This window comes from Streptomyces sp. CMB-StM0423 (genome assembly GCF_002847285.1).
GTDB lineage: Bacteria > Actinomycetota > Actinomycetes > Streptomycetales > Streptomycetaceae > Streptomyces.
Genome location: NZ_CP025407.1, coordinates 7,612,639 through 7,633,737 on the forward strand (window position 1 = coordinate 7,612,639; position 21,099 = coordinate 7,633,737).

Here is a 21,099-nt window from a genome sequence, read left to right on the forward strand (position 1 = left end):
ACCGGCGCACCGGGCCCCTCGGCCCCACAGAACGTGTTTGCAGTCCGCTCTCCAGTGATGCGCCGTGCCGGGTCGCGAGCCGGCCGGCCGGACTGCCAGGGGTGGCGGCGCACCGGCACCAACCCGGCATCGACAACACAGGCGCACGGCACCGGACGGTTCCGTGCGCCGCCTCAAAGACAAGGCAGAGACATGTCGCAGCCCGATCCGTCCACTCCGGCCCCGTCCCGCCGCCGCTTCCTGGCCTCCACCAGCGGGCTGCTCGCCGTGAGCACCCTGGGCGCAGGCGCCCGCGGAGGCACCGCCGCCGCGGCGGTGCCGGGGGATGCGCCCGCGGCCGGGCCCGCCCGCGACTACGTACGCCTCGTCGACCCGTGGGTGGAGGCCGACGTCGGCCGGTTCTTCTTCTTCCAGTCGGCGAGCAACCCCTTCGGCCTGGTCAAGCTGCGCCCGGACACCAGCACCCACTCGGTCTGGGGCACCGGCTACCGCAGGAGCGAGTCCCACGTGAAGGGCTTCAGCCACCTGCACTGCTGGCAGATCGCCGGGGTGCAGGTGATGCCCACGTCGGGGGAGGGGGTGCCGAAGCTGGAGGGTGACACCGGCTGGCAGTCGTACGTGAATCACGATGCCGGCGAGGTGGCGGAACCCGGCTATCACAGGCTGCACTTGGACCGGTACGGCATCACGGCCGAGCTGACCTGCACCGATCGGGTCGGTCTGCACCGCTACACGTACGAAGAACCGGGCCCGGGCGAGATCCTCGTCAACCTCGGCGGCGTGCTCGGCGAGGCCGAGATGCAGGACGCCCACGTCACCAGGGTGAGCGACCGGGTCATCGAGGGATACGTGGCGCAGGTCGGCGCGATCACCAACGGCTACTACTACGGCCAGAGCGACAACAAGCACACGAAGCTCTACTTCAGCATCCGGTTCGACCGGGCCTTCGATTCCATGCACGGCTGGGCGAATGGCGAGCTTGCCGACGGCGGCGCCGCGGTCGACGAGGTCGAGGGCGGTGGCGCGGGCTTCTATGTCCGTTACGGCCGTCTCGACGCCGGGGAGCGGGTGCAGGTGAAGGTCGCGCTGTCGTTCACGGGGGTGGCCGGGGCGCGGAAGAACCTGGAGGCCGAACTGCCGGGGTGGGACTTCGATGCGGTGAAGGCGGCGTCGCAGGAGCACTGGAACCGGCTGCTGGGCCGTATCGACGCCGAAGGAGGCACCGAGCGGCAGCAGGTGAAGTTCTATACCGACCTGTTCCATGTGCTGTGCGGCCGCAGCGTGATCAGCGACGCCGACGGCACATACCTCGACGACACCTGGAGCCGCGGGCGGATCGGCCGGCTGCCGCTCGACGGGTCGGGCCGGCCGCGGTTCGCGATGTACAACTACGACGCCTTGTGGCTGACGCAGTGGAACCTCAACACCGTGCTGGGGCTGGCTTATCCGGAGATCTACTCCAGCATCGTGAAGTCGCAGCTCCAGATGTACCAGGACGGGGGGCTGCTGCCCCGAGGCCCGGTGGCGGGCAACTACTCGTTCGTCATGACCAGCTCCCCGGCCACCTCGTTCATCAGCGGCGCGTGGAACAAGGGGATCCGGGACTTCGACATCGACCTCGCGTACGAGGCCATGCTCGACGCCCACTCCCTCGGCGGGCTCTTCGACAAGGCCCCGTACGAATACGCCACCTGGGGCGAGAACCACGGCGGCGGCCGCGCCTACCTCGACATCGGGTACGTACCCCACGACCTGCACGCCGGATGGCGCAGCCGCGGCGCAGGGGAAACCGTCGAGTACGCGTACCAGGACTGGACGCTGGGTCAGTTGGCGCGGCGCCTGGGCAAGTCGGGTCTCAATGTGGCGCAGTTCGCCGAGGTGTCGGTGTCGTCAGAGGTGAACGACTCGACGCTGGCGGGCGTCCGGGCGGTCGACGGGAGGCCGCCGCGGTCCAGTGTGACCGGGCCGGGGCACGCCGGGTGGGCGTCGACGCAGCGGAAGCCGTGGATCAGGCTGGACTGGACGGAGGAGAAGCGCGTCCACAGGGTGGTGCTCAGCGACCGCACCGAAGGTGACTCGCAGGTGAACTCCGGCGTGCTGTCGTTCAGCGACGGGTCGTCGGTCAAGGTGAACGGCATTCCTGCCGGGGGCCGGAAGAAAGTGGTGGAGTTCCGGCCCAGGCGGACGGACTGGGTGAGGTTCGAGGCCACCGGCGGCACCGGCGAGAACGTGGGGCTCGACGAGTTCGAGGTGTGGGACGACACCGATGCCGGCGCCTTCCTGATCGAAAGATCCGGGAGCTGGCGCAACCTCTTCGACCGGTCCACCGGATTCATCCGGCCCAGGGACGCGAACGGCCGCTGGAAGGACCCCTTCGACCCGCTGTCCCCTGACGACTTCGTCGAGGCCAGCTCCTGGCAGGCCACCTGGTACGCCTCGTACGACGTCCTCGGGCTGGCCAACAGGCTGGGCGGCAGGACCGCCTACGCCGACAAGCTCAACGGCGCCTTCGAGCGGTCCGAGGAGGCAGAGTTCACGGGGGCGGGGCAGAACGGCGACGAGGACGCGTACGTCAACTACGGCAACCAGCCCGGCCTGCAGATGGCGCACCTCTTCAACTACGTGGGGCATCCCTGGCTGAGCCAGTACTGGGTGCGCAAGGTCAAGGAGATCACGTACGGCGGCACGACCACGACGAAGGGATACGGGGGGCACGACGAGGATCAGGGCCAGATGGGGTCGATCAGTGCGCTGATGGCCATGGGGTTGTTCGAGGTGACGGGGGCGAGTCTGTCCCGGCCGGTGTACGACATCACCTCACCGGTGTTCGACGCGGTGACCATTCAGTTGCACCCGGACTACTACGCGGGCGGACGGTTCCGGATCGTCACCCACGACAATTCCGCCGAGCACGTGTACATCCAGCGCGCTGCTCTCAACGGGCAGCGGCAGGACAACGCCTGGTTCCACCACGACCGGCTCACCGAGGGCGGCACGCTGGAGTTGTGGATGGGGCCGGAGCCCAACAAGGACTGGGGCGTAGCGGAACTGCCGCCGTCGAAGTCGCCGGAAGCGCCCGCGGTGCTCTACACGACGCGCGACACCGTACGGGTCGACGCGGGGGAGAGCGGCATCGTCACGCTGGCCGCCCGCAACCTCACCCGGCGGCAGGCCAAAGCCACCTGGCGCGCCCAGACCCCCGCCGGCATCGCCCTCCAGCCCGCGAGCGGAACCCTCAGCGCACCCGCCGACGGCACCGGCGAACACGACCTCACTTTGCGAGTCGCCGACGGCACCGCGCCGGGACTGCATCGCGTCGTGATCACCGGAAAGGCCGCCGACGGCACCGGACTACCCGACGCCATCACGTACATCCACGTCGCACCCGCGCTCTCGATCGAGACCGAGCCGGCGGAGCTGCACTTGCTGGAATCCGCCCCCGTCACCTTCCAGGTACGGCTGACCGGCAACGATGACCAGGACCTCGGGGCCGATGTCTCCCTGCGGACCCCCGAGGGCTGGCGCGTCGAGCCGGAGACCCGCACCGTGCAGGTCGCCGCGGGCGCGAGCGCCACCACCACCTTCACCGTCACCCCGCCCCAGGGCGTCGCCGGACCGCAGACCCTGACGCTGCTCGCCGAGGGCGGATGGGGCAGCGCCGAGCACCAGCCCTCCGCCACCGTCCACCGGGCCGTCGCCCGTCTCGGCGACGCCGACCTGGCCACGCGGGAGTTCGCGCTGTCACCGAACCGCTACGGCGACTACCCCGCCGCCTTCCCCGACGACGTCGACTTCACCCTCGGCAGCAGCGACCCCGCCACCGCCTGGAGCTACATCCACCCCGGCCCCAGCGACGCCTGGGCCGGCGCCAAGCCCCACACCTTCACCCTCCGCTTCGACCTGGACGAGCCGCCCGCCACCGACCTGGCCCTCACCGCCTGGCTCGTCGACACCCAGCAGTCCGGACCGTCCATACGGGTCACCCTCAACGACGGACCGGCCACCACCGTCAATCTGCCGGGCGGCGGCGGTGACGGCTTCCACTGGGGCGACGGCACCGGCGGAGCCATCCGCCCCGCCACCCTCGACGTCACCCTCCCCGCCGCCCGGCTCCGCGCCGGCCGGAACACCGTCACGCTCACCAACTCAGCCGGCTCCTGGATCGTCTACGACGCCCTCGCCATCCGCGAGACGTCGTAGCCGCGGTCCACCGTGCACGACCGCGCATCGAGCTCGTCAACCGTGTCCAAACGAATCGACAGGGGATTGCCCATGCCTGCACGGAAAGCCATCGGTGGAATGTCTCGCCGCCGCCTCCTCCTGTCCACCGGCGGCGTGCTCGGCGCCGGTGTGGTGGGCGCGTACGGCCCGGGGAGCGCCTGGGCGGCGACGCCGGGGGCAGGGGAAGCCGCGGGGGAGGCGGGCCGGGACTACGTGAAGCTCGTGAACCCCTGGGTGGAGGCGGACCGGGGCCGGTTCTTCTTCTTCCAGTCGGCCAGCAACCCCTTCGGCCTGGTCAAGCTGCGCCCGGACACCAGCACCCACGCGACGTGGGGGACGGGCTACATGCGCAAGGAGAACCAGGTCAAGGGCTTCAGCCACCTGCACTGCTGGCAGATCTCCGGGGTGCAGGTGATGCCCACGACCGGAGAGGGGGTGCCGAAGCTGGAGGGTGACACAGGCTGGCAGTCGTACGTGAATCACGATGTCGGTGAGCTGGCCGAACCCGGCTACCACAGGCTCCACTTGGACCGGTACGGCATCACGGCCGAGCTGACCTGCACCGATCGGGTCGGTCTGCACCGGTACACGTACGACGAGGCCGGCGGGAGCGAGATCGTCGTCAACCTCGGCGGGACGCTGGGCGAGGCGATCATGAAAAACGCCCGCATCACCAGGCGCAGCGACCGCGAGGTGGAAGGCTACGTATTCCAGCGCGGCACCAGTTATCCCGACCACAACAACCAGCTCTTCTTCAGCATCCGGTTCGACCGGGCCTTCGATTCCATGCACGGCTGGGCGGACGGCGAGCTTGCCGACGGCGGCGCCGCGGTCGACGAGGTCGAGGGCGGTGGCGCGGGCTTCTATGTCCGTTACGGCCGTCTCGACGCCGGGGAGCGGGTGCAGGTGAAGGTCGCGCTGTCCTTCACGGGGGTGGCCGGGGCGCGGAAGAACCTGGAGGCCGAACTGCCGGGGTGGGACTTCGATGCGGTGAAGGCGGCGTCGCAGGAGCACTGGAACCGGCTGCTGGGCCGTATCGACGCCGAAGGAGGCAGCGACCAGCAGCAGGTGAAGTTCTACACCGACCTGTTCCATGTGCTGTGCGGCCGCAGCGTGATCAGCGACGCCGACGGCACGTACCTCGACAACACCTGGCAGCACCGCAAGGTCCAGAAGATCCCGTCGGACGCCCGCGGTCTGCCGCAGTACGCGATGTACAACTACGACGCGCTGTGGCTGACGCAGTGGAACCTCAACACCGTGCTGGGGCTGGCCTATCCGGAGATCTACTCCAGCATCGTGAAGTCGCAGCTCCGGATGTACCAGGACGGTGGGCTGCTGCCGCGAGGCCCGGTGGCCGGCGACTACTCGTGGGTGATGACGGGATCGCCCGTCACCTCGTTCATCAGCGGCGCGTGGAACAAGGGGATCCGGGACTTCGACATCGACCTCGCGTACGAGGCCATGCTCGACGCCCACTCGCTCGGCGGCCTCTTCGAGGCCGGCTCGTTCGAGTACGGGCGCTGGGGGAGCTGCGGCGGCGCCCGCTACTACTTCGACCTCGGGTACGTACCGAACGAGATCTGCGGCGGACCGCTGGAGGGTGGTGCGGGGCAGACGCTGGAGTACGCGTTCCAGGACTGGACTCTGGGTCAGTTGGCACGGCGGCTGGGGAAGTCCGGCCTGAACGTCGCGCAGTTCGCCGAGGTGTCGGTGTCGTCGGAGGTGAACGAATCGACGCAGGCGGGCGTGCGGGCGGTGGACGGCCGCCCGCCGCGGTCCAGCGTGACCGAGCCGGTGAACGTGGAGTGGGCGTCCAGAGAGCAGAAGCCGTGGATCAAGCTGAGCTGGGCGGAGAAGAAGCGCGTGCACAAGGTGGTCCTCAGCGACCGCACCATGGGTGACTCACGGGTGAACTCCGGTGTGCTCTCGTTCAGCGACGGGTCGTCGGTCAAGGTGAACGGCGTTCCCGGTGACGGCCGGAACAAGGTGATCGAGTTCCGGCCCAAGCAGGTGAGCTGGGTGAGGTTCGAGGCGACCGGCGGCACCGGCGAGAACGTGGGGCTGGGCGAGTTCGAGGTGTGGGACGACACCGACATGGGCGCCTTCCTCATCGAAAGGTCGGGGAGCTGGCGCAACCTCTTCGACCGCTCCACCGGATTCATCCGGCCGCGCGCCATGAACGGCCGCTGGCAGGATCCGTTCGACCCGCTGTCGCACGAGGACTTCGTCGAGGCGAATTCGTGGCAGGCGACCTGGTTCACCTCTCACGACGTGATCGCTCTGGCCAACAGGCTCGGCGGCCGGAAGGCGTACGCCGACAAGCTCAACTACGCCTTCGAGCAGTCCGCCGACGCGAACTTCATCGCCGAGTACGGCAAAGGCCACGTCAGCTACGGCAACCAGCCCGGGCTGCAGGTGGCGCACCTCTTCAACTACGTGGGACATCCCTGGCTGACCCAGTACTGGGTACGGCAGGTGAAGGAGAAGACCTACGGCGCGATCACGACCACCGACGGCTACGGCCACTTCGACGAGGACCAGGGCCAGATGGGCTCGATGAGTGCGCTGATGGCGATGGGGCTGTTCGAGGTGACGGGGGCGAGTCTGTCCCGGCCGGTGTACGACATCACCTCGCCGGTGTTCGACGCGGTCACGATTCAACTGCACCCGGACTACTACGCGGGCGGACGGTTCCGGATCGTCACCCACGACAATTCCGCCGAGCACATGTACATCCAGCGGGCGGTCCTGAACGGGCAGCGGCAGGACAATGCGTGGTTCCACCACGACCGGCTCGCCGAGGGCGGCACGCTGGAGTTGTGGATGGGTCCGGAGCCCAACAAGAAGTGGGGCGTAGCGGAACTGCCGCCGTCGAAGTCGCCCGAGGCGCCCGCGGTGCTGTACGCCACGCGCGACACCGTACGCCTCGACGCGGGCGAAAGCGGCACCCTCACGCTGGCCGCACGCAACCTCACGAACCGGCCGGTCAAAGCCGCCTGGCGCGCCCAGGCCCCGAGCGGCATCACCCTCCAGCCCGCGAGCGGAAGCCTCACGGCGCCCGCCGGCGACACGGCCGAGGGCGACCTCACCCTCCGCGTGGGCCCCGACGCGGCGCCGGGCCTGCATCGCGTCGTGATCACCGGAAAGGCCGCCGACGGCACCGAACTACCCGACGCCATCACGTACGTCCACATCGCACCCGTACTCGCGATCGAGGCCGTCCCGGACCGGCTGATCCTGCTGCAGGACACCCCGTCGACCGTCCGGGTGCAGGTGAACAGCAATGACGTCGACCGGGCACACGCCGTCGACGTCGGCCTGAAGGCGCCGGACGGCTGGACCGTCGAGCCCGCGAAACGATCGCTCGACGTCGCGGCCGGCGACAAGGCCACGACCACGTTCACCGTCACCCCGCCGGCGGACGCAGCCGGGGAGCAGTCCCTGACGCTCACCGCCGCATGGGAGGAAGGCGGCGTCGACCGCGAACTGTCCGCGACGGTGAGCCGCAAGGTGGCCCTGGTCGGCACCATCGACCTGGCGACGGGGGAGTTCGCGCTGTCCCCGGCCCGCTTCGGCGACTACCCCAAGACGTTCCCCGACGACGTCGACTTCACGATCGGCAGCAGCGACCCCGCCACCGCGTGGAGCTACATCCACCCCGGCCCCAGCGACGGCTGGGCGGGCGCCAAGCCGCACACCTTCACCCTGCGCTTCGACCTCGACGAGGCCCCCGCCGCCGATCTGGCACTCACCGCCTGGCTCATCGACACCCACGAATCCGGACCGCCGACCCTGCAGCTCTCCCTCAACGATGGTCCGGCCACGAACGTCACCGTTCCCAAGGGCGGCGGGCAGGGCTACCACTGGGGCGACGGAAAGGACGGGGCGATCCGCCCGAGCACCCTCGATGTCACGCTCCCGGCCGCCCGGCTGCGTACCGGCCGGAACACCCTGACGCTCACCAACGCCACCGGTTCCTGGCTGGTCTACGACGCCATCGCCATCCGGGAACGCCCGTAGAGGACGGGACGCCGACCGGAGCCCGGGGCCGCCACCGCCCCGGGCTCCGGTCCTCGCGCGGAGAAGGCGGCTGTTCGCACGTGCTGTTCGACGGCTGACACCCGCCGGAGGCAATCACGCCGAGCCGGGCAACCTCCCCTCGGCGTGGCGCGCGAGCGGAGGCACGGAGTCCGCCAGGGTAGGCGGATGCGCTGGAACGTGATCGGGAGCGCCGCCGCGATGGCGGTTCTCACCTCAGGCTGTATGTCGGTGTCGGGCTCGCCGGATCCGGACGCGCAGCGAGAGCGGGCACAGCCCGCCCACGCGGCGCACACCCCGGACGACGAGCCCGCCCCGGACGCGACCACGCCGACGAGGAAGTCCGCGTCGAGACAGGACGGCTCCGGGACACCGAAGGCCCCCGAGGGCGAACAGAAGCCACCGCCGACGCGGCAGGCAGCCCCGCCCCGACCGGCACCTGCCGCCGAGGCAGGGCCTGCCCAAGCACCACGCGCCGCGGTTCCCCGCCCGCATCCGAAGCCGAAGTCGACGGCGGGCTCCCGGACCTCGCTGCCGCGCCCCCGTACGGCGCACGGCCTCCCGAAGGACTCGGCTCCGCCGAGCGTCGACATGGCGGCACAGTGCCGATCGGCACGCGGTCAGGTCGACCCGGCGGTCGTGGAACTGTGCGAGTGGAGCTACGGGCACTGAACCCCCGAGTGCCGGCGCGGGGTTTCGGTGCCGCGGCGACAGCGTGCCTCCCTGCCTCTTCACCTGATGTCGACCTGCTGCGCAGCGGGCTGTTACGGGAACCCACGCCGAGCACCGCCGACTTCATCCACCGGACCTTTCAGGACTACCTCGGCGCGAAGGCGGCCGTCGAGTCCTCGGGCGTACAAGGACGCGCCTCAACCCGGCGTCCGGCAGGAGGCCGTCAACGCGTGGCCGCGGTTCGGCACGGTCGAGTCCGCCGAATCGATCCTGGCCGAGTGCCGCACGGACGAGATCGAGATCCCGGTGACGAACGCGGAACAGATGGCGTGCCTGCGCCGGCTCCCCGAGGCACCCAACCTGTCGCTCCCCAGGCGTCGCTGATCCACGAGCTCTCCGCCGTACTCCACCGGGAATCCGTTGGGTCCCTCGCGCTGGGCACGGCCGACCACCGCACGTCGGAGCTGCCCGCCTTCGGCGGTCTGACCGGGCTGCGGCGTCTGCACGTACGCAATCCGACCTCCACGCTGTCCCTGCGACCACTCGCCCACAGCGGCGTCCGGGAACTCGTGCTCGACAGCGTGCCGATCGGCCTGGACCTCGCCGGGCTCCAGGCCGTACCGCTCCTGACCACGCTGAGCCTCGACTTCACCGACCGCGTCGCCCTCCCGGAGGTGGCGCTGCCCTCGATCACGTCCCTGCGGCTCAAGGGAGTGGCGGACACGCCGAGCCTGACCGACTTCGCCACCCTCTTCCCCGCCCTCACCAGCCTGCACCTGAACCTGCATCGCAGGCCGCGCCGCGCGCCCCTCGCCGGTGCCGTCCCGCGCAGCCTGTCGGCCGCCGCCATCGAGGTCTGCGCCGACTGGGATCCGCGCGCGACCGTCGCCCTGGCGAACGAGATCCTCGCCCTCTGGGACCGCCCCCGATCCCGGAAACCATCGTCGACGGCGACCTCGGTCCCCTGCCGTAGCGATCGCGTTACCGCTGCCGCAGGTGGTTTTCGAGGGCGGCGATGCGGCGGCTGACCACGGGCTGGGACAGGCCGGCGGCCGCCGCGCCGACCGTGAAGCTCTCCCGCGTGCCGACGCTGACGAAGGCGCGGCAGGCTCCGACAAGGTCCATGACCGGATCGTATGCGGAAAGCGCATTAAACAGCACAGGAACGTATTGGACGGTATGAGCGCTGGTGGCGAGGATGACTCGGTATGCAGCGACTCACGAACCGATTGCTGGGCCTCACGGCGGCGACCCTCGTGGCGATGACGTCGGCGGCGTGCTCCGACGGCAGCCGTACGACGACCGCCCCGGACCACCGGGCCGCACCGTCCGCCCCCACCGCGGCGGCCGCGCAGCAGCGCGCGACGCGGGAGTTCAAAGAGCTGGAGCGCGCCCACGACGCCCGCCTCGGGGTGTACGCCGTGGACACGCGGACCGGCCGGGAAGTGGCGTACCGCGACGGGGAGCGGTTCGCGTTCGCGTCCACCGTCAAGGCGTTCCAGGCGGGGGCGGTGCTGCGGCAGCGGAAGCTGTCCGGCCTGAAGAAGGAGATCACGTACGACAGGAGCGACCTCGTCGCGAACTCGCCGATCACCGAGAAGCACGTGGACGACGGGATGACGCTGGGCGAGCTGTGCGACGCCGCCGTGCGCTACAGCGACAACGCCGCCGCCAACCTCCTCTTCGAGGAGCTCGGCGGACCGAAGGCGCTGCAGTCGTTCCTGCGGGAGAACACCGGTGACGACACCTCCCGGATGGAGCGGATCGAGCCCGCGCTCAGCGACTGGGAGCCGGATTCGGCACGGGACACCAGCACCCCGCGAGCGCTCGCCGGGAACCTGCGCGCCTTCGTGCTGGGGGACGTACTCGGCATGCCGGAGCGGGCGCGGCTGGCCGGGTGGCTCCGCAAGAACACCACCGGGGACGAGACGATCCGCGCCGGCGTGCCGAAGGACTGGGAGGTCGGCGACAAGACCGGCACCGCAGCCACCTTCGGCGGCCGCAACGACATCGCCGTCGTCTGGCGTCCGGACGCCGCGCCGCTGGTCATGGCGGTGCTCTCCAACGCCACCGACCGGGACGCCGAGCCCGACGACAAGCTGATCGCCAAGGCCGCCGCCGTGGTCTCGGACGCGATGGCGACGCCGTGAACCGGACGATCCGCCACGTCGCCGTCTGCTGCGGGCTTTTCCTGCTGGTGATACTCGCCCGGGTGACCTGGGTGTAGAACGTGCAGCGCGAGAGCCTGGCCGGAGGCGGTCTGCCGGGAAGCGCTCTGTCACCCGCGAGCGCCACCTTTCGCCCGCCGCTACTGGCAACGCCTCGACGGCGGGATAGAGTTCGGGTGTACGAATCTGCCCCGAGGAGGAGCGGATGCTGCGGGCGCTGGGACTGGGGCCGGCCGCGGAGGCCGTCTATATGGCGCTGATGGCTCAGCCGATGGCCTGTCCGCACGATCTCGCCCGGCAGACCGGAATTGCGGCGGCCGAGGTCGCACGTGTTCTGGCGGACCTGGAGAAGCGGGGTCTGGTATCGGTCGCCGACTGGCCAGACGGCGATGAATCCCGCCCGGCCGGGCGGTCGGACGTGGCCCTGTCGGTACGCTATCGGCTCGCTCCGCCCTCCGTGGCCCTGGCCCCGTTCCTGGTCGAGCAGCGCAATGCGCTGCATCAGGCCGAGAGCGCCTTCTCGATGCTCATCGAGCAGTACCGGAATACGGCCGTGAACTCCGCGGGCGGCGTCGTGGAGGTGGTCGCCGGTGTGGAGCAGGTGGCGCACCGGTTCCATCAACTGCAGTTCGGCGCCCAGCGGGAGTTGCTCGTATTCCTTGTCGGCGCGCCCGTCGCGGTGCCGCGTGAGGACGCCGATCTGGCGGAGAGTTCCGCGCTGGATCGCGGTGTCGACTTCCGGGTCGTCGCAGCCAGGGACTATCTGGACGGTCCCGGCGTGGTCAGGGATGTGCGGGGAGCCGTCAAGTCCGGCCTCGAACTGCGTCTGGCCGATTCGCTGCCGCTGAAAATGGTCGTCTCGGACCGGCAACGCGCCATGGTCCCCCTGGACATGGCGGATTCCGATGCGGAACCGAGCGCCATCGTGATTCACCGCAGCGGCCTGCTGACGGCGCTCGTCCATCTCTTCGAGGGGGAATGGGACCGGGCCCGGCCGGTGCTCCACACCCCCTCGGGTGTGCACGCGAAGCCGGCCGCGGAGGAGCAACCGACCGGAGGGGAACTCGAAGTCCTCGCCCTGCTGCTGGCGGGATTCTCCGACCGGCGGGTGGCCTCGCAACTCGGCCTGTCCATCCGCACGGTGGAACGGCGAACACGCCGTCTGATGGATCTGGCCGGAGCGGATTCACGACTGCAGCTCGGGTGGCACGCCGCCCGCGCCGGCTGGCTGTGCCTGCGTCACTCGGAGGGCGCGGCGAGTCCGCCTCCGACGGGTGGCTGATCGCCGTACGAGTTCCGCCGCCGGCTTGACGGCGGTGCCGGACGGACGGCCCGTGCACCTGCCCGGCCGAAGCCCCAACGCGCCGACGCAGCACATGAGATGGCCACGGTGACGGGGACCCGTCACGGGGGAGACCCGCCACGCGCGGAACCCCCACGCATTCCGCTCATCTGCCAGGCTGCAGCCCCGACATGGCATGTTCAGTGCGTCGAGTTGGGAGATTCATGCGCCCCACAACCCGCATAGCCTTGGGCGTGGCCACGGCCGCCGTCCTGGGCGTCACCGCGGTCACGCCATCAGGAGCGGCCGATACGCGGCCCGAGGGGACCTCGGGGGAGAGGCCCATTGCCGGCAGCGCAACCGCGGCAAAGGACGGCGGTCAGACGACGGTCACGCTCGTCACCGGCGACAAGGTGCTGGTGACCACGGACCCCTCGGGCCGCAAGTCGGCGGCGGTGCTGCCCCGCGAGGACGGTACGCAGCCGATGGCCCAGACCTACCAGGCGGGCAAGGACCTCTACGTCTACCCGGAGAGCGCTTCGCAGGCCATCGCCGAGGGCCGGGTCGACGAGCGGCTGTTCAACGTCACCGGGCTCATCCGCGACGGATATGACGACAAGAGCACCGCCACCCTGCCCCTCATCGCCACCTACCGGGACGGCGTGAACGTCGCCGACAGCACACCCGCAGCACCCCGCGGGGCCAAGCGGAGCTTGAGCCTCCCATCGGTGAACGGAGTGGCGCTCACGGCACGCAAGGACAGTGCCGCCGCCTTCTGGGAGGACCTCGGCAACCCCCGCTCACGTTCCGGTGCCACGGTGGCCAAGCTATGGCTGGACGGCAAGGTCGAAGCCACCCTGGACCGGTCCACCGCGCAGGTGAACGCGCCCCGGGCGTGGGAGGCCGGCTACGACGGCACGGGCACCAAGGTGGCCGTGCTGGACACGGGCGTGGACGCCGGGCATCCGGACCTGTCGGACCGGATCGTCGCGTCCGAGAACTTCACGGACTCCGCGTCCACCGACGACCGGGTGGGCCACGGCACCCACACCGCGTCCACGGTGGGCGGCTCCGGAGCGGCCGGCGACGGCAGCAAGAAGGGCGTGGCCCCCGGCGCGTCCCTGGCCATCGGCAAGGTCCTCAACGACCGGGGCTACGGCCTGGACTCCTGGATCATCGCGGGCATGGAGTGGGCCGTCGGCGAGCAGGCCGACGTCGTGTCCATGAGCCTGGGCAACCCCACGATCGGCGACTGCACCGACCCGGTGGCCGAGGCCACGAAGCGGCTCTCGCAGAACACCGGCACCCTATTCGTCGTTGCCGCCGGCAACACCGGCTCGAACAACGAGACGGTCTCCTCGCCCGGCTGCGTACCCGGCGTGCTGACCGTCGGCGCCGTCGACCGCGACGACACCACGGCGTGGTTCTCCAGCCGCGGTCCCGTGGCCGTCACCCACACCCTCAAGCCCGAGATCGCCGCGCCCGGCGTCGACATCTCCGCCGCAAGTGCGGGTGGCCGCGGCGTCTACGCGTACCGGACGATGTCCGGCACCTCCATGGCCACCCCGCACGTCGCGGGCGCCGCGGCCATCGTCCGCCAGGCCCACCCGGACTGGACCGCACAGCAGATCAAGGCCGCCCTGGTCGCCTCGGCCCGTACCGGCGGCAAGGTCGCCGGCGCCGACCAGACCGGCGGCGGGGTGCTCGACGTGGCCGGCGCGGTGGAGCAGAAGGTGCTGTCCGCACCCGCCGTCCAGGCCGGCAGCTACAACTGGCCGCAGGACGACTCGGACCGCAGCACCGTGCAGGTGCCCTTCACCAACACGGGCGACCGCGCGCTCACCCTGAACCTGAAGCTCAGCGGCGTGCACGGCAACGACGGCAGCGACGTCCGCTCCGGCATCGCCAAGCTGAAGGACGGCAAGGTGCGCGTCCCCGCGGGGGCCACCGTCGAGGTGCCGTTGGAGATCGATCCCACCGCCGGGCTGACGGACGCCCAGTACGGTGGCGTCACCGGCCGGATCACGGCCACCGGCGAGGACGTGCGGGTCTCCGTGCCCGTCACGCTCTACGTCGAGCCGGAGACGGTCACCCTCCGGGTCAAGGCCGTCGACCGCAACGGCAAGCCCGCGGCGGGCGCCTCCTCCCTGGACCTGGTCAGCCTCGACATCAACAAGGGCGAGCGCCGGACCAACTCGGGCGCGCCCGACCAGACGTACCGCGTACGCCCCGGCGACTACTCCCTGAGCAGCTTCGTGGACACGCGCGGCGCGAACGGCGAAACCGAGTCGATGAGTTTCCTCGCGCAGCCGCAGCTACGGATCACCCGGGACACCACCGTCGTCCTCGACGCCCGCGAGGGCCACCGGCTGAGCCTGCGCACCCCCCGGCCCTCGACGGTGAGCAACACCTCGTTCGGCTACGCCCGCACCTGGGACGACACCTGGCAGATCACCGGGTCGCTGCTGGCCGACGGCACGGTCGAGGAGTTCTACGCGGACGTCGACGGCAAGGCACAGGACGGCACCTTCGAGTTCCGGCCCACGTGGCGCGCGGCGGGCACGCAGGGCGACGAGTCGTACGTCTACAACCTCACCTTCCCGACCGGCGGCCCGCTGCACTCCGACCAGGTCTACCGGCCCCGGGACTCCGACCTGGCGCAGGTCGCCGAGACCTGGAAGGCGATGGGCAAGGAGGGCGACTACATCGACGCGATGTTCCTGCGCCCCTCCGGCAGCGACGGCAACTACGTATCCGTGAGCCCGTTCGGCCGGGTCACCGTCCCCGGCACCCGCACGGCCTACTACACGCCCGGCGACGACGCCTGGTACCACGGCGCGATGACCAGCTTCCCGTTCGCCGCGTTCATGGGCGACCAGGAGCGTACGTACCGGGCCGGACAGCGCAGGGCCGAGGAGTGGTACGGCGGCCCGCTGCGGCCGGCCGCGGCCCGCGACGCGGACGGCGAAGTGATGCTGGCCGCCGAGCGGCAGGGCGACCTGATCGGCTTCCAGACCGCGCTCTGGCTCGACGGTTCCGGCGACCACTGGTCCCCGGGCGGCTCGTTCGGCGACCTGGGCAACCTGGTGCTGAAGCGCAACGGCGAGCAGATCGCCACCAGCGCCTGGCCGTACGACGTGTTCAGGGTGCCGGACGAGGACTCCGCGTACGAACTCACCCAGAACCTGGAGAAGATCCCGTCCTCGGACCGCGCCTGGCTGCGCTCCACAGCCGTCACCACCACCTGGAGCTTCCGCTCCCACCGCGAGCCGGACGTGTACTCGCGCGGCCTGCCGATCCTCTTCCCGGCGTACGACATACCGGTGGACGGCATGAACACCCTGCCCGCGGAGGGCGGCATCAGGGTCGGCCTGTCGGTCGAGGGCCACGCGGGATACACCCCGGGCGCGATCGAGGAGGCCACGCTGTCCTATTCCTACGACGACGGCACCACCTGGACCGAAGCCCCCGCCGAGCAACGGGACGGCCGGTGGACAGCCGTCCTTGACCACACCGACGCCTCGGCGGAGGAGGTCACGCTGAAGGCCACGTTCACCGACACCAACGGCAACGCGGTCACCCAGACCATCAGGCGCGCCTACGACGTGCGATAGCCACACCCCGGAGCCGGGCGGGTCCCCCCAGGGGGCGACCCGCCCGGCTCCTTCGATCCGTGCGAGCACCACCCGCACGCCAGGCCGCGGACCTACGTCACCCGGTGGTCCGCACCCGGTACGTGATCCGGGCGTCTGCGACGCTGCCGCCGTTGCGGGCGGTGACGGTGAACTTGCTGGTGCCCGTGCTTTCCGGAACGCCGGTGATGCCGCCGGTGTCCTCGTTGAGGGTGAGCCCACGCGGCAGGCTGCCGGAGGTGACCTCGTAGCGGAGGGTCTGCGGGGTACGCGAGGCCACCTTGAACGCGTACAGCCGGCCGATTCGGGCATTCGGCGGTTCCGGGGTGGTGAAGCCGGGCGTCGACGCGTTCACCGGCTGCGGCTCGCCGATCGGCGCACCGGCGGAGTCCCTCTCCTGCAGCGACCACTCCTCGTTCGGCGTGACCTCGGTCAGATGCCAGTACTTGGCCGGGTCGCCCAGCTCCGTCTTCTGCGCGGGGGTGAAGGCACCGCAGATGCGCGCGGCGTCCCAGATCCTGATGGCTTCGAGCAGCTCGGTGGTGTGGGAGCCGGAGGCGAGGCTGCCCACGCTGGTCTCGAAGTTGATGCCGGCGTTGAGCGACGCGGCGCGCGCCATGGTGACTTCGATCTTCTGCAGGCTGTCGTTCCCGGAGAGCCCTTGCTGGCCCATCATGCCGGGCATGTAGTTGGCACGGTAGAACGTGTTGCTCCGCAGGATCTGCGCGTAATCCGTGACGCCGATCTCACCCCAACTGGCCCGCGACTGGGCGTCCCAGGTGTTGGACGACAGGTTGCTGCACTCGGTGAGGAAGTCCTTGGAGTCGAGTTGCCGGTAGACGCCGTTGACCAGTCGGGCGAAGCCGTAGCCGCCCCAGCCGGTGTAGCCCGCCGCCTCCAGCCCGTCGTAGGACGTGGCGAGGACGCCGGTGCCGTTGTACGCGGTGGCCAGCCGGGTCGCGATCTCGTCGATGATCGGCAGCCCGCCGATCGCGCCGCCGTAGCCGTTCTGGATGAGCCGGGCGGCGTCGGTGCCCGCCGGGTAGGACTGCGCGGCCGATCCCCACTGCGCCCGCTTCAGGCCGCTGACCTCCCACTCCGCGGCGCCGACCGGCGAGACGGCGTCGTAGGTGAGGAACTCGTCCCCGATCCGCAGCCTCTTGCCGTCCACACCTGGTGCCAGCGGGCGGTCGCCGTCCCCGTACAGCGTGGTGTCGGACTGGCCGAGCGGACGGGTCAGTTTGAAGCTCCCGCCCACGGCCAGCCGTGCATCGGCCGGCGGGGTGACGTAGGGGTCGCCGGTGTCGATGAAGTTGGAGAGGGTGTGCACGCCGACCTCGATACCCTCACGGGCCGCCGTGGCCACCAACTGGGCCGCCGCCGCGTCCGATCCCCCGAACGAGCCGTTGAACTCGTAGTGCCCGTGCGACTTCCACGGGCCGTTTCCGGAGATCGCGTAGATGCTCCTGACGCCGGCCTGCCTGGCGAACCGGCTGGCGGCGGTCACGTTGCCGGTGTTGAGGTCATGGACCCAGAAGTGGGATTGCGAGGTCCGTTGCGCGGCCTTCTGCCACTGGCCGTCGATGGTGGGATAGGCCAGGTCGTGTCCCCTGGCGATGTGGCTGAGTACGGTCAGGGCGAGGTCCGGGGCGCTGCCGAAGAGGGCGATCTTCGACCCGACGATCCGGCCCTCCGGCGCCGGCAGCGGGCCGAGCGGGATCTCGTACCCGGTGGTGCGCTGCCGGACACGCGGCCGGCTGTAGTCGTAGGTAGCGGCGCGCAGGACGCTGCCCCAGCGGGTCTTGGCCGCCGCGTTGCTCGCCAGCCACTCGTCCTTCTCGCCGGTCTGCAGGCCGTACGGGTTCCAGATGAGATCGTCGCTGTACCCGTAGGCCAGATGCTCGTTGGGCCACCCGCCCACCGTCTTGTCGTTGAGCGGACGCAGCCCCAGGACGACTTCCCCGTTCGCGACGACGCCCGCGGTCTCACCGATCGTCTCGCCGATCACGGTCGGCAGCGGGCCCCACAGCAGCGTCTGCACATCCACGCCCGGAGCGGCCGTCAGCCCGACGACCTCCAGGGTGGCGTGGGTCGGGAAACCGGCGACCTTCACGCGGATGGTCACCTTCTCTCCGGTGAACTCCAGGATCTGCGGGTGGTCCGAGGCGACCCGTACGCTGCGGGGAACCTCATGGCTGCCGTCCGCCACCACACTGACCAGCGGTACCGGGGATCCGCCCGCCAGGTAGTCGGTGCCGTTGCGCAGGTCCACCAGGCTGTCGACACGACCGGAGTCGCTCAGACCGACCGCGAGGAAGCCTGCGGTGACCGCCAGCGGCCGGGACGCCCCTGCCTCGGCCGCCTGCTCCGCGCGCGCGGGGGCGATGGTGACCCCCATCGCCGTGATCGATGTCAGGCCACCGGCAACCAGGAAGCGACGTCTGTCCATGTTTCCTCCTCAGTGGAGCGAACCTCGGCGAAGCGCACGGTTGGCGGGCATCCGCCACTGGCCGGTGCCGCTCATAGTTCTGATCCTTATACGGAGGGCGAAAGGGGCAGAGAGGTGAGATTCGGGAATCTTGGCAGCCCTCAACCCATCATGTCGAGCCCTGACCGGCCAACCGTGCTGCATAAGTGCGATCTAGCGTGCAGGGGCTTCGGGGGCCAGTCAATACTTAGTTAGGATCTATTCTGGGTGGGCGGGATCACCGCTGCCCCCGGGCGAAGTAGGCCGCCACCTCCGGCGCGACGGGGGCGACGTCGACGGGCCTGCCGCCGTCCCGCAGCGATACGGTGGCCGCGAAGCCGGCGGCGACCGCTTCGCGGGCCGCCACCGGTGAGGTGACCGTGGCCCTGCCCTCCCGTACGAACTGAAGGAACTCCGCGACCAGCAGCGGGTCGGCGCCGCCGTGGGAGCCGGCCGCGGCCTCGACGGGAACCAGCACGTCGGCCTCGGCCCGGTAGTCCGAGCGGCGGTTCCACACCCGGATCTCGGCTCCGTCGGAGTCGCCGAAGTTCTCCATGCGCCCCTCGGTGCCGATGACCGTGTAGTTGCGCCAGTAGTCCGGGGTGTAGTGGCACTGTTGGTAGCTTGCGAAGACGCCGTTGTCCAACCGCATGAGCATCATGCTGAGGTCCTCCACGTCCACCACCGGGTTGAGGCCGGTCAGGCTGAGAGGCGGCCAGTTCTCCTCCGACAGCCAGTCGGTCATCCGCTGTCCGTCGCGCTCCCGGCGCGAGTCGAGGCCGCCGTAGACCGTCAGCCCGCCCATGGCGTTCACCCGCCGCGTGTAGCCGTCGGCGAGCCAGTGGATGACGTCGATGTCGTGGGCACCCTTCTGTAGCAGCAGCCCGGTGGTGTTGCGCCGGTCCGCGTGCCAGTCCTTGAAGTAGAAGTCCCCGCCGTGGCCGACGAAGTGGCGGCACCAGACGGCCTTCACCTCGCCGATCGTCCCGTTCCGGACCATCTCCCGCATCGCCGCCACGGCCGGCAGGTGCCGCATGTTGTGACCGACGTACAGCTTGGTCCGGTGCTCGCGGGCGGCGGCGAGCAGCCGGTCGCACCCCTCGATGGTGATCGCCATGGGTTTGTCCAGGAACACCGGGACGCCGCGGGAGAGGAAGTCCAGGCCGATCCGTTCGTGAGTGTGGTCCGGGGTCAGCACGAGCACGCCGTCGAGGCCCGCGTCCAGCAGTTCGCGGTGGTCCCGGGTGGTCCGCACCCCGGCGCCGAAGCGCTCGCCGGCGAGCGCGAGAATCCGCGGGTCGCGGTCGCAAGCGGCGGCCACCACGGAGCCCGAGCCCGGCCGGTGGACGAGGCCGGCCAGACTGCTGCGGATGCCCAGGCCGATGACGCCGATCCTGATGTCGTTCAACGTGGTTGCCCTTCGTGGGTCTCGTGAGTGCGCTCGCCGGCTGTGTCGCGGCGGCGGGAGGATAGACCGGATACATGCCGGGCCGGTCACGGAGCGCGGCACGGGCCCTCCGGGGGAGCACTCGCGGTGCGGTGGTGCGCCGGGGGCGTACCCGTACAGCGGCGCTTACTGACCTGAGGCGAAGGGCCGAGCGGGAGCAAGGCGGAGCGCCGCGGCTACGATGAGGGAGGGGCCGGCACTGCCGGCTCCTGGAGTCACTGATTTACATGTGATTCACTGACCATGGGCAGCACGATACATCAGAACTATGTGCCGGTGTCGCGGTGAGCGACTGCTCCGGGCGGCTGCACACGAGGGAAGCGAGGGAAGGGCGTTGACCCAGTCAGAGAGGGGCTCCGCGCCGGCGTCCGCAGGCACCGCCGGCGGTTACCGTCCCGGGTACGAGCTGGCGGCTGAACGCATCCTGGAGTACGTCATCCGGGCCGGGCTGCAGCCCGGTGACCGGCTGCCCACGGAGAAGGACCTGGCCGACCACGTGGAGATGAGCCGGACCGTGGTGCGGGAGGCGGTGAAGATCCTCTCCGCCCTGGGCAGGCTGTCCGTCCAGAAGGGCCGCGGCATCTACGTAGCCGAGCCGGAACAGTCCTCCTGGCAGCAGTCGTTGACGAACTTCCTGCCCGCGGACCTGCGGCAGGTGGACGAACTCTTCGAGTTCCGCCGCCACCTGGAGACCACCACCGCCGGCCTCGCCGCACAGCGAGCCACCCCCGCGCAGGTCAAGGCCGTACGGGAGACGGCACGGGAGTCCGCCGACGCGGCGGCGGGGGACGACATCGAGGCGTTCACCCTCGCCGACGAAGCCTTTCACGGCGGCATCGCGGCTGCTGCGGCCAACATGTTCTACGTCTCCACCATCGAGGCGATGCGCCGCCTGCAGCGCCAGGTCATGACCATAGGGCTGGCCGGGGTCGCGGGCGGATCCCTGCGCGTGGCAGCCGACCAGCACGAGGCCATCGCCGAGGCAATCGCATCGGGCGATTCGAGCCGCGCCGAGGCGCTGATGGCCGAGCATGTCGACATGACGGCCCAGCAGTTCCAGAAGGAGATCTGGCGCCGTATCGCCCCCGGCGAGGACACCCCGTCGTGACCCCTGCCCGGTGTCCGCGGACCGGAGAACCGGTCCGCGGACACCGGGCAGCTTCGTGGCT

At 70.3% G+C, this 21,099-nt stretch carries 9 protein-coding genes and 1 pseudogene; 7 read left to right on the top strand and 3 right to left on the bottom strand.

Annotation, left to right across the window (positions count from 1 at the left end; genetic code table 11):
- Positions 1–192 precede the first annotated feature (192 nt).
- The 3 genes from CXR04_RS33075 to CXR04_RS33085 all read left to right on the top strand — a co-directional run bounded on the left by CXR04_RS33075 (position 193) and on the right by CXR04_RS33085 (position 9,962).
- A complete protein-coding gene (locus tag CXR04_RS33075) occupies positions 193–4,200 on the top strand; it encodes a glycoside hydrolase domain-containing protein (RefSeq protein WP_101425877.1) in 4,008 nt (1,335 codons plus the stop codon).
- 72 nt (positions 4,201–4,272) lie between these two features.
- Positions 4,273–8,244, top strand: a complete 3,972-nt coding sequence (locus tag CXR04_RS33080) for a glycoside hydrolase domain-containing protein (protein WP_234380614.1) — start codon at positions 4,273–4,275, stop codon at positions 8,242–8,244.
- A 1,019-nt stretch (positions 8,245–9,263) separates the two neighbouring features.
- On the top strand, positions 9,264–9,962 hold the full coding sequence (locus tag CXR04_RS33085) for a hypothetical protein (protein WP_159072416.1): 699 nt from the start codon (positions 9,264–9,266) through the stop codon (positions 9,960–9,962).
- Here CXR04_RS33085 and CXR04_RS33090 read toward each other — a convergent pair.
- Positions 9,919–10,059: pseudogene (locus CXR04_RS33090) on the bottom strand (helix-turn-helix domain-containing protein); the annotation flags it as partial. The gene CXR04_RS33085 and the pseudogene CXR04_RS33090 overlap by 44 nt on opposite strands.
- Positions 10,060–10,142: 83 nt before the next feature.
- Here CXR04_RS33090 and bla point away from each other — a divergent pair.
- The 3 genes from bla (at position 10,143) to CXR04_RS33105 (ending at position 15,998) form a co-directional block, all read left to right on the top strand.
- Complete coding sequence (bla, locus tag CXR04_RS33095; RefSeq protein WP_199850579.1) at positions 10,143–11,084, top strand: class A beta-lactamase; 942 nt, start codon at positions 10,143–10,145, stop codon at positions 11,082–11,084.
- 223 nt (positions 11,085–11,307) lie between these two features.
- A complete protein-coding gene (locus CXR04_RS33100; RefSeq protein WP_101425881.1) occupies positions 11,308–12,384 on the top strand; it encodes a helix-turn-helix domain-containing protein in 1,077 nt (358 codons plus the stop codon).
- Between the two features lie 224 nt (positions 12,385–12,608).
- On the top strand, positions 12,609–15,998 hold the full coding sequence (locus tag CXR04_RS33105; RefSeq protein ID WP_101425882.1) for a S8 family peptidase: 3,390 nt from the start codon (positions 12,609–12,611) through the stop codon (positions 15,996–15,998).
- 97 nt (positions 15,999–16,095) lie between these two features.
- Here the strand turns inward: CXR04_RS33105 and CXR04_RS33110 are convergent, their stop codons facing one another.
- The gene (locus tag CXR04_RS33110; RefSeq protein ID WP_101425883.1) at positions 16,096–18,465 is read right to left on the bottom strand and encodes an Ig domain-containing protein; all 2,370 of its coding nucleotides are present in this window, start codon (positions 18,463–18,465) and stop codon (positions 16,096–16,098) included.
- A 256-nt stretch (positions 18,466–18,721) separates the two neighbouring features.
- Positions 18,722–19,891 (bottom strand): Gfo/Idh/MocA family protein, encoded by a 1,170-nt coding sequence (locus tag CXR04_RS33115; RefSeq protein WP_101425884.1) that lies wholly within the window; start codon positions 19,889–19,891, stop codon positions 18,722–18,724.
- A 373-nt stretch (positions 19,892–20,264) separates the two neighbouring features.
- Between CXR04_RS33115 and CXR04_RS33120 the strand changes: the two genes are divergently transcribed.
- Positions 20,265–21,038: a FadR/GntR family transcriptional regulator gene (locus CXR04_RS33120; protein ID WP_101425885.1), complete on the top strand. Its 774-nt coding sequence runs from the start codon at positions 20,265–20,267 to the stop codon at positions 21,036–21,038.
- The last annotated feature ends 61 nt before the right edge of the window (positions 21,039–21,099 follow it).

Coding starts and splice junctions, on each gene's coding strand:
- CXR04_RS33075 (WP_101425877.1), top strand. CDS start 193: ATGTCGCAGCCCGATCCGTCCACTCCGGCCCCGTCCCGCCGCCGCTTC.
- CXR04_RS33080 (WP_234380614.1), top strand. CDS start 4,273: ATGCCTGCACGGAAAGCCATCGGTGGAATGTCTCGCCGCCGCCTCCTC.
- bla (WP_199850579.1), top strand. CDS start 10,143: ATGCAGCGACTCACGAACCGATTGCTGGGCCTCACGGCGGCGACCCTC.
- CXR04_RS33100 (WP_101425881.1), top strand. CDS start 11,308: ATGCTGCGGGCGCTGGGACTGGGGCCGGCCGCGGAGGCCGTCTATATG.
- CXR04_RS33105 (WP_101425882.1), top strand. CDS start 12,609: ATGCGCCCCACAACCCGCATAGCCTTGGGCGTGGCCACGGCCGCCGTC.
- CXR04_RS33110 (WP_101425883.1), bottom strand. CDS start 18,465: ATGGACAGACGTCGCTTCCTGGTTGCCGGTGGCCTGACATCGATCACG.